The organism is Streptomyces sp. MnatMP-M17 (genome assembly GCF_900091995.1).
In the GTDB taxonomy this organism is placed as follows: domain Bacteria; phylum Actinomycetota; class Actinomycetes; order Streptomycetales; family Streptomycetaceae; genus Streptomyces.
Genome location: NZ_FMDK01000010.1, coordinates 1 through 12660, shown reverse-complemented (window position 1 = coordinate 12660; position 12660 = coordinate 1). Strand labels below are relative to the sequence as shown.

Sequence of the window (12660 nt, the reverse complement as noted above, 5' to 3'; positions counted from 1 at the left end):
CGGCCGCTGGCCACCACGCCCAGCCACCTCTGGCTGGCGGAGCGGCCGGTGCCGGGCCTGCCGTCGCTGGGATCACCTGACGAGCAGCGCGCGCTGTGGCGGGCCCATCTCCCGGAACCGAGCGCCTGGTACCGGCTCGACACCACTCATTACGGAATCGTCCGGCCGCCTCATGCGCACACGGTGGCCACGGCGATCAACGCGGTGTCGCACCACATCGCCGAGCCCCACTGACGTGTAGCGCCGAACTGCCGGCCCACGGGCCGCAGAGCCGCGTACCCGTACCTGTCCCATTTCCACCACAGGAGGAACCGCGTGGAGAGTTACGAACTGGAAGCCGTCGAGCGCGTCACGGCACGGCCCCGGAGGGAGTACACCACCCTCGCGGTCGACTCCCTCACTCCCGTCATCGGCGCCGAGGTCTCCGGCATCGATCTCTCACAGGAACTGTCGGACGAGCAACTGCGCGATCTGAAGGCGGCGTTCCTCGACCACCATGTCCTGGTCTTCCGTGACCAGATCCTCAGCCAGGAGCAGCACAAGCGTTTCGCGGGCCACTTCGGCGAGCTGCGCCCGGTGAATCCTCCGCCGCCGGAGGGCGATCCGTACACCCTGGAGATCAGCACCACGCCCGAGGCTGCGAATGTGGCCGGCAACGGCTGGCACGCGGACGGCACCGCCGACGCGGAGCCCTCGCTCGGCTCGATGCTCTACATCACCCGTATACCGGAGCCGGGCAGCGGCGGCGACACGCTGTTCGCCAATATGCATCTGGCCTACGAGATGCTGTCGCCCGCCCTGCGCGGTTTTCTGGACGGTCTGACCGCCGTGCACGACGGACTCGTCGCCTTCCAGGGCTATACGCCGCCGCCGGGATATGTCGCGCCGAAGAGCGAACATCCGCTGGTGGTACGCCATCCCGAGACCGACCGCAGGCTGCTTTACGTCAACAGGGCCTACACGGCGCGTATCCCGCAGCTCTCGCCGGACGAGAGCCGGGCGCTGCTGGACATGCTGTTCAATGTGGTGCCGAGCCGGCCCATGCTGACCTGCCGTGTCCGGTGGAATCCCAACACACTGGTGTTCTGGGACAACCGCTGTGTACAGCACCACGCGACATACGACTACTACCCGTTCACGCGCTACGGCCAGCGGGTCGCGATCAACGGCGGTCCACTCAAGGGCTGAGCGGGCCTCGCGCCCGTACCCGTACCCGTGCCTCTGCCGGGGCCCGCCGTGATGAACCGGCGGGCCTTCGGCATGATGGGACCGAGGCCACCACACCGAATGGCCGTCCATCAGCGGTTCCTGGACGCGCCCGACGGCCGTGTGGGAGAAACAGACCCGATGAACGACACACCACGACATCGCCCGACGCGCGCCGAGCTGGACGCCGCGCGCGGCACCCGTCTGCCGGATCTGATCGCCGACGATCTCACGGTCCTGCTCGTCGGGATCAATCCCGGTCTCTCCTCCGCCGTCGCGGGCCATCACTTCGCCACCCCCGGAAACAGGCTGTGGCCCGCTCTGTACCGGGCGGGCTTCACACCACGGCTGATCGACGCCGCGGAAGAGAACCGGCTGCTGGACCTCGGGATCGGCATCACCAGCATCGTCCACAGACCGACGTCACGCGCCGCCGAACTCACCGCGCCGGAGTATGTGGCAGGCGGCAGACATCTGCGCGAACTGGTACTCGCCCGCCGCCCGGCCTGGCTCGCCCTGCTGGGCGTCACCGGCTACCGCGCCGCGTTCAACGCCCCCGACGCGACCGTAGGCCGCCAGTCCCTCACCATCGGCACCACACAAGTCTGGGTCCTGCCCAATCCCAGCGGACTCAACGCCCATTACCCGCCCTCGGCTCTGGCGGTCGAGTTCGCCAAACTACGTGTCGCCACCGGCCTCCCTGACCGCTCGGCCGTCCTGGGCAACGGTCCGTTCCCCAACCGGTCCTGAGCTCCCGACGCTCCCAGCCGGCCGAAGGCGTCACGTGCCGTCAGGGGCGTCAGGTGGCGTGCCAGCCGGACCAGTGGGTCACCGTGATCTCCACCACCGGGCCCTCCGGCAGGTGGTCGGCGTACTGGCGGTGGTACTTCTCCGTCAGCAGGCCCACGTACCGGGCGGCTGCGGCCGACGCGGCGGCCGGTGGCAGTACGGAGCCGGTGCCGTCCGCGCGGGCCCACCACAGGCGGTCCCAGTCCTCGTCGTAGCCGTCGACGAGGAGACAGACCTCCGGGTGGGCGCGGATATTGGCCAACCGCTTCAGCCGTACCGACCGCTTCGGCTTGTGGTCCACGGCGAAGGCCACGGTGTCACCGGTCAGGGCGAACACCATGGGGACCAGATGCGGACGGCCGGAGGCGTCGGTGGTCGCCAGGCGGGCGATCCGGGAGCGGACGAAGCACTCCCGGGCCTGCCCGCCCGTCATCTCCGGCACTGCTGCTCCTGGCGGCTCACCGGAAACGTTCCGCGACGTCGGCGAGCTGATCGAGGTACGCCAGCGTCTCGGCCTCCGGCTTCGTCGGCAGATAGAGCAGCGCCCGGTCCACATCGACGTGTGCGTACTGCTCGATGATCTCCGGATTCTTCGACACCCCGAAGACGGTCACCGGCACGTCCCGGCCCGCGACGCTCCGCATCCGGGCGATCATCGCTCCGAGCTCCTCGGGCGGCCAGCTGTTGGCCAGCCAGGCGTCACCGAAGGCGGCCACTCGATGGAAGGCGGCCTCGCCACCGCCCACGTAGATGGGCGGATAAGGACGCTGGACCGGCTTCGGCCAGGAGTAGACCGGGTCGAAGTCGACGAACTCCCCGTGGAACTCGGCCTTCTCCTCCGTCCACAGCTCCCGCATGGCCCGCAGCCGTTCGTCCACGAGCCGGCCTCTGGTGCGCGGATCCGTGCCGTGGTTCTCCATTTCCTCCTTGTTCCAGCCGGCACCGATCCCGAAGACCATCCGTCCGCCGGAGACCAGGTCCAGGGAGGCCACCTCCTTGGCCGTGATGATCGGGTCCCGCTGCACCACCAGTGCGATGCCGGTGCCCAGCAGGATCCGCTCGGTCACCGCGGCGGCGGCACTGAGCGCGACGAACGGATCGAGCGTGCGGTAGTACATCTCCGGCATCTCGCCGCCGTCCGGATACGGTGTGCGTCGCTCCACCGGGATATGGGTGTGCTCGGCGATGAACAGGGAGTCGAACCCTCGCTCCTCGACGGCGCGCCCCAGCGCGGCCGGTGCGATGCCCTGGTCGGTGATGAAGGTCGATACGCCGAACTTCACTGCGGCTCCTTCGGTTCGGGTTCCCGGTGCGTGTTCCGAGTGCTGTGTTCCGAATAGTGCGTTCCGAGTGGCGCGTTTCCGCGCACGCGGTCGCCGTCCATGGCCAGCTACCCCGATCGGACTCGCCACAACAGTCCATTCACCCGATCGGACTATCACCGGAGGGCGTCCGTGGTCATCGGGGACAGATCTGTCGTCGGGGAGCCATGGCTGGAGAGACGGCGGCCGTCGTCGTCCTGGTGGATGCGGCGCGGCTTCCTCGTCGTGTTCCTGGCTCTGCTGGCCGCCGTACTGACCGGTGTGACTCTGCTGGCCGCCGGCGGGAAGATCCTGCTGCCGTTCGAACGGATCGTCACACTGAAGGGCAAGATGGCCTCCAAACGGGACTTCTTCGAGGATCCCGAGGTCCAGCGGCTGCTTCTGAAACACCGTATCCGCGTGCACATCACCAGTTCGGGCTCGCGCGAGGTGGCCATCCAGGACATCTCCTCGTACGACTTCGTGTTCCCTTCCGGGCAGCCCGCCGGCGATCTGATCACCGCTCAGCGAGCGGCCACGAACGGATACGCGAAGGTGCACCGGCCGTTCGTCAGCCCGATCGTGCTCCTACCTACCGCGCGTACGCCGAGACGCTGGAGGACGCCGAGATCGCCACCCCGCAGCCGGGCTCCGGGGCAAGGGCATAGCACCGGGCGTGGTGGCGTACGAGCACCAATACCTCACGTACCAGGCGCAGTACCAGGCCGAGTCGGGGAAGCTGGACTCGGACCGGGTGCTGCTCCATCCGTCCACCCAGTTCGTGACACAGCCTCAGTTCATCGCGCTCAACGAGGAGGGCGACCGGCTCGGTGATCTGATCACGCGTGACCCGGAGCTGCGTCAGCGGGCGATGGAGCTGAGCTTCCGGATCCTCGATCCCACCGGGGAGGTCGCGAGCGACAAGCTCACCACGTTCCTGGAGGACCGGAACATCCCGGTCCCGTCGGTGGAGGGCGACGACACCCGCTCGGCGATGCCCAGACTCCGGTACCCGGAACGGATGATCTCGATCGTGGGAGGCTGCCCGGCCCCCGAGACCTCGCCCGGGACGCCCGAGTGAGGGCCGGTGCCCGAGTGAGGGCCGGTCTCCGGTTGAAGGCCGGTCTGTGCGACGGAAGGGCCGCGTACCGAGGTCGGGCAGGGCACCTTCTCTGCGCGCTGCCTCGGCAAGGTCCAGGACTGGAACGCCGAGGACGCGGTCCTCGAAGTGCAGGCGATGGCGATCTTCCGCTAGGCCGTGTCCGGAGGTCCTGTCCAGCGAGGCCGGAGGACGAGGCGAGGCCGGAGGGCGCTGTGTCCGTCCTCCGGCCCCGCCCGTCAGATGCCGGTGCCGGTCAGGCGTTGGGGTCGAACGGGATGCCGGCCGGCTTGGCCCGCTCCAGGTGGTAGTTGAAGTTGCCGTGGGCGGAGGTGGAGACGTACTTGGCCTCGTTGGCCTGCACTCACACCACGACATGCTCCCAGTCGTGGCGGTGCCCGCCGAGCCCGCTGCCTGCCACGGCCTGGTCCTTCTCGAAGTAGGCCGTACATGATCGCGCGCCAGCCGTCAGATTGGCATGCTCGGGCCAGCTTCTCCGGGAGGCGCGCGGCTGCGCTTTTCACGGATCCGGTACGCACAGCGCGGCGGCAAGGCGGCCGGAAAAAGTTCGGTGCTGGTGTCATCCGGCCCTGTGGCAACCGGAGTTTGAAGGGATGGAGAGGCGCCCTCCGTACCGTTCCCTCTCAAAAACGCACAAGGAGTTGTCCGTTCATGATACGGATCAAGAAGTATGTGGCCGCCGCGACGGTCACGGCGGCGGTGCTGGCCGTGCCGACGGGAGCGTACGCGCTGACCTCGGGCGGGACGTCCTCCACGCCTTCGGCCTCCGCGCCGTCCGCCAAGTCCGTTGGTGAGTCAGCCGCGTTCGGCGCGTCCGATGCGTCGGCCGCGTCCGGCGCCGGTGTACGGCCCGCCGACCAGGCGCCGTCCATACGCGTCGTCGCTCCGGGCGAGCGGGTCAAGGCCGCGCCGGGCGTCCGGCTGTGGCTGACCGAGGAAGGCAAGTACTGGTCCACTCCGGACATGGACGAGCAGTTCCGCAGTGTCACCGACGGAAACCTCGACCTGAGCACACCCGGTGTCTCCCGCCAGTCGGAATCGGTGGGCGACCGCTACTTCCACTCCGGCGTCTACTACGGCAGCCGTGCCGCGGCCCGCGTCGAGGTCACCACCCGGACGGGCAGGACCGTACGCGCCTCGATGGTGGAGCTGGCGGGCAAGCCTGGCTGGGGCGCCTGGTACACCACCACCGAACTGCCCCCAGTCGCCAAGGTCCTCGGTCCCGAAGGCGCGGGCACCGGCAGGGGCACAGACAGCGGCGCGCCGGTCGACTTCATCCGTAGCGTCACCCTGTACGACACGGCGGGCCGTGTCCTGGCCACCCTGGCCTCTCCGGGCAACTAACAAGCTCGGGTGGGGGCCTTGACCGCCCGGGGGAGCCCAGGCCCCCACCCGTACCGTCGTCCTCCCCGCTCTCCACCCGAATCCGCTCGAACCGAGGGACCGCCGGTAGTGCCGTACACGAACGACGACTTCGCCGAGTACGCCGCCGCGGCCTGGCCCCGCCTCGTACGCGCCGCGCACCTGCTCACCGGTGACTTCCACGAGGCGGAGGATCTGGTGCAGACCACTCTCGTCAAGGTCTGTGCGCGCTGGCGGCGGATCCCTCGCGAGGAAGTCGAGTTCTATGTGCGCCGGTCACTGATCAACAACAACCTCAGCCGGGTGCGGAAGCGGCGCGTCATCCATCTGCTGACACCGTTGATGCCGGAGCGGGTGCACGGCCGGCACGCCGGGCACGCCGAGCACATCGAGGAGCGTGCCGCCGTCACCCAGGCCCTGGAGACGCTGTCGGCCAGGCAGCGTGCGGTGGTGGTGCTGCGCTACTGGGAAGACCTGAGCGAACAGGAGATAGCCGAGGTGCTGAACTGCTCGGTCGGAACGGTCAAGACCCATGCCCGGCGCGCACTGGAGACCTTGCGCGCCCATCCCGTCATCGCCCGCCGGCTTCCCGGGTCGGAAGCCGGAGCCGGAGCTGTCCCAGGCACCGAAGCCGTCCCGGGCACCGGCGCCGGAACCGGAGCCCGCCCATGAATCCCGCCTCCGAGGCCGAACGCCGGCCGGACGACGCGTACCCGAACGCCTACGCCAACGCGAACCTCGGCGCGAACTCTCGCGCATACCACCGTGCGTACGACAACGTACTGCGCGACACCTTCTCCGAGGCCGCGAACGCCGTCACGCCCTCTGCCGCGCCGCTGGCGGCGATCGAACGGGCCGGCCGCGCCCGGCGCCGACGCGGCAACGCGGCTCTGGTGATGGCCGGTTGCGGACTGCTGCTGGGCCCGCTGGCCGTCGTCCTCGTACGCGGCACCGCGCCGCCCGATCCCGTACCCGTACCCGCGCCGGTCCTCACCGCGGCGCCGCCGACGCCCTCGCCCGCTCCGGAACCGGCGCCGAAGCCGGCCCGTGTGGTGCAGCCGAACCAGCGGGTGAAGGCCGCGCCGGGCGTGGAGGTGTGGCTGACCAAGGACGGCAAGCACTGGTCCACTCCCGAACAGCCCGACCAGTTCGGCAGTGTGAGCAATGGCAACCTCGACATGAGCGAGCCCGGAGTCTCGCATCAGGCGGAAACGGTGGGCGACCGCTACTTCCATTCCGGCATCTACTACGGGACGCGCGAGGCCGCACGTGTCGAGATCACAACACTGACCGGCAAGGTGGTGCGCGCCGAACTGCTGCAACTGGCGGGCAGGCCCGGCTGGGGCGTCTGGTACGCCACCACCGAACCGACGGGCGTGTCAGGGCCGGAGATTGTCCGCGGCATCACTCTCTACGGTGCCACGGGCAAGGTCCTCGCGAGGCTCTGAAGCGATACCACGGGTTGGCGTGCGCGGCGTGCGCAGAAACAGCGCGGCCATGATCACACCGGCCACCACGACGAGCGCGTTGACCAGCACGGCGACACTCACACCGGCCAGAATCACATCCGGATCGGCGGACCCGCCGACATGAGCCGTGACGACGGCGCTCATGATCGGTGTGCCCATGGTGATACCGGCCTGCTGGCTCATGGTGGCCATACCGGTCGCCATGCCCTGCTCCGCGTCGGGCAGACCCGAGGTGGCGGTCACCATGAAACCGACGATGACGAGCATGTTCCCGACACCGCCGACGAAGGTCGCGATCAGCAGCAGCCACATCGAGCTCCGGCTGTCGCCGAGGCCGACCAGCGCCACCGTGGCCACCGCCTGCACCAGACCGCCCGTCACCAGCGTCGGTGTGGTGCCGATCCCGCCGATCACCCGGGCCGCGGCGACACCGCCGACGACGGTGCCCAGTCCCAGTACTCCGAAGGACAGACCGGCCGCGAGCGGTGAGAACCCGAGCACTTTCTGAAGATAGAGAGTCATCAGAAAGACAAGAGAGGTCTCGGTGACGAAGGCGAGCAGACCGGCGAGGTTGCCGAAGATCACCGAGCGCCGCCGGAGGATGCGTACCGGAACGAGCGGCTGAGGAACGCCCTTCTCCACGAAGTAGAAGACCACCAGCAGCACCACGCCCAGGATCAGTCCGACGAGGGCCTTCGGGTCGCCGAATCCGTGCTCGCCCGCCATGGTCAGTCCGTACACCAGGGAGAGCAGCCCGACGGTCACGGCCAGCGCGCCCGGCAGATCGAGCCGTGCGCGGACATCGCCATGGCTCTCGTCGTCGCCACGGTTCGCGTCGTCGGCGCGGCTCTCGGAGATCACGGTCGGCGCGATGCTCAGCACGGCCAGTACGACGGGCACATTGATCAGGAACGACCAGCGCCAGCTCAGCAGATCGGTGAGTACACCGCTGAGGACCGCGCCGGTGGTGAACCCGGCGGACATCAGCGCGCCGTTGAGGCCGAGCGCCTTGGAGCGCAGCGGACCCTCGGGAAAAGAGGAGGTCAGCAGCGAGAGACCGGCCGGTGTCACCGCGGCCGTCGCCAGGCCCTGTGCCACACGGGCGATCAGCAGCGTCTCGGGATTGACGGCGAGCCCGCCGAGCAGTGAGGCTGCGCCCAGGACCGCGAGCCCGATCAGAAAGAGCCGGCGCCTGCCGACAAGATCGGCGATCCGGCCGAAGAGCAGTGTGAATCCGGCGGCGGCGAGGGCGAACGAGGTGGCGATCCACTGAAGGTTTCCCAGTGAGAAGCCCAGTCCCTTGCCTATGGCGGGGAGCGCGACGTTCAGGATCGAGAAGTCCACGGCGAGCATGAACTGTGCGACCAGCAGCACCACCAGGACGAGCTTCAGCCGGCCGGTGAGCCGCTCGGGTGGTGCTGAAGGCTGTTGCTCTGACACACCGTCGAGTGTCGACATCGTCGGGTTCCCTCTCGTCGTCGGACAGGCACGGCCATCGCGCCGACCGAGAGTCTGTGGTTGCCTTGTCCGGGCAGCCAGCCACGGGCGCCGCGTACGCACGGCGTGCGTGTCACCGCTGGTCCTACCACTCGCAGGGTGTGGGACGGCCCCGGTACGGCCGGGAGAGCGCGGCCATACTGGTCGGCATGGACACTCCCGCGGAGCTTGGTGAATTCCTGCGCACACGACGTGCACGGCTGAAGCCCGAGGACGTCGGACTGGTCTCGTACGGGGCCCAGCGGCGGGTGCCTGGCCTCCGGCGCGAGGAGCTGGCACAGCTCGCCGGCGTGAGCGCGGCGTACTACGCGCGGCTGGAGCAGGGCCAGAGCGGCAACGCCTCCGAAGCGGTGCTCGACGCGCTCGCCCGTGCGCTCCGGCTGAGCGGCGACGAGCACTCCCATCTGCGGAATCTCGCCCGTCCCGGCCGCGCCAAGCGCCGTCCGCCGGACCGGGCGGTCCCTGTCCGGCCCGGCACCAAGCAGCTCATCGACGCCATGGACGGCGTGCCCGCGATCGTGCTGGACCGGCGCAGCGATGTGCTCGCCTGGAATCCTCTGGGCCATGCCCTGGTCGGCGGTCATCTCGACTTCGCCGCTCCCGAGCGGCACACCGAGCGTCCCAATCTCCAGCGGCTGCTCTTCCTCGATCCGCACACCCGCGAGCTGTATCCGCTCTGGGACGAGGAGGCCAAACGCGCGGTGTCCTCGCTGCGGCTGATGGCCGGGCGCTGTCCCGACGACCGCCGGCTGGCCGAGCTGGTCGGCGAACTGCTCATGAAGAGCCCGGAGTTCGCCGCCCTCTGGCAGCGCCATCCGGTACGGAACTGTGTGTCCGGCGTGAAGTCCCTCCACCATCCGCTGGTGGGACCGATGGAGCTTTCCTTCGAGACGCTGCGCATGCCGGACGAGTCCGGCCAGTGGGCGCTGATGTACAGCGCCGAGCGCGATTCCCCGGCCGAGGCCGGCCTGAGCCTGCTGCGTACGCTCGTCGAGGCGCATCCGCACCCGCACCCGCATCCGGCCGACGCCTCCGCGGGCATCGGTCCCGGTCAGGGCGACGGACAGGCCCCAGCCGTCGGCGAAGCCCGGACGGAGTCCAGGCCGCCGAGGTCGAGAGCGCGTACCTCGCTGCGGCCGGGAAGTCTGCCGAAGCACGTCGCCCGGCCGGATTCCGGAACAAACCCCCCTTGAACGGACCGTCTCCCGAGTGAAAGCCGCGCTGCCCAGCGAGTCGCGGGGCAGCGGGCGGGTTACGGCTCAGGCCGTGCCGAACGGTGGTTCCGACGCCTTCCGGCGCTGCATCGTGGTCAGGCGGATGACGAAGTACAGCGCTGCCGCTACCGCGGCGATGTCCAGAGTGTCCGCCAGCATCACCTGGAGGACCGCGTTCCGGATCTCGCCGAGAGTTTCTGCGTTCTCGTAGCGCTGTGCGACGTACCGGTTGAACAGGGTCGCGGTGACGAACAGGCCCCACCACAGGTTCACCGGCCAGAAGGAGACCTTGTACGGTTCACCGTCGGCGGGCAGCCGCGTGCTGGCGCCCCACATGCTGACGGCGATGCGGTAGGGCAGCCAGAAGTTCGCCAGCGGGATGAACCAGGACCCGATCGCCCAGCCCGGGCCCGTGCGGAACCGGTCCGGCCCGAGCACTCCCGCGACGCGGCGCACCGAGTGGAACCAGATGATGAAGACAATCCCGCAGACGAGGAATGTGATCCCCTGGAATTGGCCTGCCGTCCCGTACAGCGCGTCGGCATCGTCCAGCTCCAGCTGCGGGATGAAAGCGAAGCCACCGTCCCCGTCGGTCATCGCGTGGATCCTGACACCGGCATAGACGGCGAACAGGTCGCTCAGGGCAACGGCCGTCAGCATCGCCGACACTCCTGCCAGGAGGGCAAGTGGTGATCGGGGCATCCGGGCCGGCAGAGCGGAACGCGGGCGGAGATCGCTGGATGCAGACATGACAATGGTCCCCCACAGGCACGAAAAGGAAAGAAAACGCGCACAAGAACGCGCGTACGGACAGTACGTCAGCCACGGACAGTCCGTCCATGACAAAACCGCAGGTCCGGAAGGCCAAGAACGCGCGGGACCGAAGGGCGGCCGACGTGTGCCCCTTGACTATTCGACTCCCTGAACGAAAAGTGGCTACTACATCGAGATGAGAGGAATGCCCTATTTCTACGGTCGGCACGCTCAGTAAGGCGGCTGTGACCGCCCCGAAGCGGCTCTCCCAGCGGATGCGGGACCAGGGCCGGCCCTTCGAGGCGGCGCTCCTCACCCCGCTGCTGGTGATCGTCGTGGTCTCGGTGGTGGCGGCCCTCACGCCCCACCTCCAGTTCAACCGGTTGCTCGGGGCGGCACCGGCGCTGGCCGCGGCCATGTTCCCCGTGGTCGGCACGCTGGGCGTCGGAGCACTGGCCCTGGCGGCCGACACCGTCCTCGGTCTGACCGTCGAACACGATCTGAACCGGACACCCGGTTACTTCACCCTGCTCGCGATCACCGCCATCACCCTGGCCGCCGCCTACGCCAGCCGCGTACGGCAGAACCGAGAACGCACGCTCGCCCAGGTCTGCGCCGTGGCGGAGACCGCGCAGCGGGTGCTGCTGCGCCCGCTGCCGAATCATCTCGGGCAGGTCGACATCGAAGTGCTCTACCAGGCCGCCGCCGCGTACGCCCGGATCGGCGGCGACTTCTACGAGGCGGTACAGACGCGGTACGGAGTACGGCTGATCATCGGTGATGTACGCGGCAAGGGACTGCCGGCCGTCGAGGCGGCCTCGGTCGTCCTCAGCTCGTTCCGGGTGTTCGTCCAGGACACTCCGGACCTGCCGACTCTGGCCGGCCGGCTGGAGAGCAGCATCAACGGATACTGCGAAGCCGTGCCCAGCGAGGACGTACTGGAGCGTTTCGTCACCATCGTGCTCGTGGAGATTCCCGCCGAGGAGCCCGTCGCCCGCCTGGTCAACTGCGGACACCCGGCGCCGCTGCTGCTGCACGACGGCGAAGTGCGCGAGGTGGAGCCCAGTGCGCCGTCAGCGCCGATGAACATGGCTTCCCTGCTCGGCGATCACTATCGGGTGGACACGATCCCGTTCGCCGCCGACGACAGTCTGCTTCTCTACACCGACGGTGTCAGCGAGACCCGTGATCGCGCCGGGACCTTCTACCCTCTCGCCCAGCGTGTCCGACCCTGGGCCTCCGCCTCGCCGCGCAAACTCCTGGACCTCCTCCACCAGGACATACTCGCCTTTGTCTCGGGCATCCGTGACGACGACCTCGCGGCCCTCGTCGCCCACCGTGTCACCGCCACCCCGGCCGCCCGTTAGGCCACGGATAAGTCAACTCCACGTTTCCGTAGAAGAGTTAATGGGAACGATTGGTGTTTCTCAGGGGGAACAGGGGGCCCGGTCATGACTTCGGGGGATTCAGAAAGCCGTATTCCGGCCTATCCAGGCGTCGAGCGCTTTGTCGACGCGTTCGACAAGCTGGTGGTACAGCCGCGGCGCAGTCGCAGCAGGGTGCCGGTCGTTCTGCTCAATGAGCCCGACGGTGGCACCGCGGGACGCCGGATCGTCACGGGGCTGCGCTCGCGGATGCGCGGGCGCAGCGAGGTCCTCGCTCCGCACGCGTACATTCCGCGACTGCCGGACGGCACCGACCCGCCGCCGCTCGAACTCTTCGAGCATCTGACGCTCCAGCTCGCCGAGACCATGCCGCCCGGCACCGGTGAACTACGTCTGCACAGCTACCGGTTGCTCCGCTCCGTCGTCACCGCGCCCGCCATCGAAGGCCTCATGGAGCGCCGCCACGCCGAGCTGCGCAACCACTGCTACGCGGAGCACCGCAACTGGTCCCGTAGCGCCCAGACCCTGTGGTGGCTCGGCGGCCGTGACCAGGCCAGCGGCGGG

Annotated in this window: 14 protein-coding genes and 2 pseudogenes; 10 read left to right on the top strand and 6 right to left on the bottom strand. The window is 68.8% G+C overall.

Going from position 1 to position 12660, the window contains the following annotated elements; all coding sequences use genetic code 11:
* The 3 genes from GA0115259_RS39865 to mug all read left to right on the top strand — a co-directional run.
* The coding region (locus GA0115259_RS39865) for a hypothetical protein (RefSeq protein WP_161230252.1) at window positions 1-234 on the top strand (234 nt) is incomplete at its 5' end.
* Between the two features lie 81 nt (window positions 235-315).
* On the top strand, window positions 316-1188 hold the full coding sequence (locus GA0115259_RS00565) for a TauD/TfdA dioxygenase family protein (RefSeq protein WP_093589142.1): 873 nt from the start codon (window positions 316-318) through the stop codon (window positions 1186-1188).
* Between the two features lie 159 nt (window positions 1189-1347).
* Window positions 1348-1956 carry a G/U mismatch-specific DNA glycosylase gene (gene mug / locus GA0115259_RS00560; RefSeq protein WP_093589151.1) on the top strand — a complete coding sequence of 203 codons (609 nt, stop codon included), beginning with the start codon at window positions 1348-1350 and terminating at the stop codon, window positions 1954-1956.
* Between the two features lie 49 nt (window positions 1957-2005).
* Here mug and GA0115259_RS00555 read toward each other — a convergent pair whose 3' ends face one another.
* The 3 genes from GA0115259_RS00555 to GA0115259_RS41380 all read right to left on the bottom strand — a co-directional run bounded on the left by GA0115259_RS00555 (window position 2006) and on the right by GA0115259_RS41380 (window position 3754).
* Entirely contained in the window at window positions 2006-2437 is a 432-nt protein-coding gene (locus tag GA0115259_RS00555; RefSeq protein WP_093589139.1) for a TIGR03668 family PPOX class F420-dependent oxidoreductase, read from the bottom strand.
* 16 nt (window positions 2438-2453) lie between these two features.
* Window positions 2454-3278, bottom strand: coding sequence for an LLM class F420-dependent oxidoreductase (locus GA0115259_RS00550; RefSeq protein ID WP_093589136.1), 825 nt, complete (start codon window positions 3276-3278; stop codon window positions 2454-2456).
* 155 nt (window positions 3279-3433) lie between these two features.
* The gene (locus GA0115259_RS41380) at window positions 3434-3754 is read right to left on the bottom strand and encodes a hypothetical protein (protein WP_237539659.1); all 321 of its coding nucleotides are present in this window, start codon (window positions 3752-3754) and stop codon (window positions 3434-3436) included.
* Between the two features lie 218 nt (window positions 3755-3972).
* Here GA0115259_RS41380 and GA0115259_RS41375 point away from each other — a divergent pair, with 218 nt between their 5' ends.
* Window positions 3973-4377, top strand: a complete 405-nt coding sequence (locus GA0115259_RS41375; RefSeq protein WP_237539658.1) for a hypothetical protein — start codon at window positions 3973-3975, stop codon at window positions 4375-4377.
* Window positions 4378-4699: 322 nt separating this feature from the next.
* Here GA0115259_RS41375 and GA0115259_RS42635 read toward each other — a convergent pair.
* Window positions 4700-4868, bottom strand: a pseudogene (locus tag GA0115259_RS42635) (NPP1 family protein); the annotation flags it as partial.
* A gap of 199 nt (window positions 4869-5067) precedes the next feature.
* On the opposite strand from GA0115259_RS42635, the gene GA0115259_RS00535 reads away from it, so the two are divergent.
* From GA0115259_RS00535 to GA0115259_RS00525, 3 genes are all read left to right on the top strand, one after another.
* Window positions 5068-5760, top strand: coding sequence for a hypothetical protein (locus GA0115259_RS00535; RefSeq protein ID WP_202449515.1), 693 nt, complete (start codon window positions 5068-5070; stop codon window positions 5758-5760).
* 108 nt (window positions 5761-5868) lie between these two features.
* A complete protein-coding gene (locus GA0115259_RS00530) occupies window positions 5869-6450 on the top strand; it encodes a SigE family RNA polymerase sigma factor (RefSeq protein ID WP_093589133.1) in 582 nt (193 codons plus the stop codon).
* The gene (locus GA0115259_RS00525) at window positions 6447-7226 is read left to right on the top strand and encodes a hypothetical protein (protein ID WP_093589130.1); all 780 of its coding nucleotides are present in this window, start codon (window positions 6447-6449) and stop codon (window positions 7224-7226) included. The genes GA0115259_RS00530 and GA0115259_RS00525 overlap by 4 nt, the downstream gene beginning before the upstream one ends.
* Here GA0115259_RS00525 and GA0115259_RS00520 read toward each other — a convergent pair.
* Complete coding sequence (locus GA0115259_RS00520; RefSeq protein WP_093589127.1) at window positions 7158-8705, bottom strand: MFS transporter; 1548 nt, start codon at window positions 8703-8705, stop codon at window positions 7158-7160. The two genes, GA0115259_RS00525 and GA0115259_RS00520, sit on opposite strands and share 69 nt — an antisense overlap.
* A 188-nt stretch (window positions 8706-8893) precedes the next feature.
* Between GA0115259_RS00520 and GA0115259_RS00515 the strand changes: the two genes are divergently transcribed.
* Entirely contained in the window at window positions 8894-9937 is a 1044-nt protein-coding gene (locus GA0115259_RS00515) for an MmyB family transcriptional regulator (RefSeq protein WP_093589124.1), read from the top strand.
* Between the two features lie 66 nt (window positions 9938-10003).
* On the opposite strand, the gene GA0115259_RS00510 is transcribed toward GA0115259_RS00515, so the two are convergent.
* Window positions 10004-10618, bottom strand: coding sequence for a DUF4328 domain-containing protein (locus GA0115259_RS00510; RefSeq protein WP_237539657.1), 615 nt, complete (start codon window positions 10616-10618; stop codon window positions 10004-10006).
* Between the two features lie 338 nt (window positions 10619-10956).
* On the opposite strand from GA0115259_RS00510, the gene GA0115259_RS00505 reads away from it, so the two are divergent.
* Window positions 10957-12078, top strand: a complete 1122-nt coding sequence (locus GA0115259_RS00505; protein WP_256097857.1) for a PP2C family protein-serine/threonine phosphatase — start codon at window positions 10957-10959, stop codon at window positions 12076-12078.
* A gap of 84 nt (window positions 12079-12162) precedes the next feature.
* A pseudogene (locus GA0115259_RS39860) lies at window positions 12163-12660 on the top strand (ABC transporter substrate-binding protein); the annotation flags it as partial.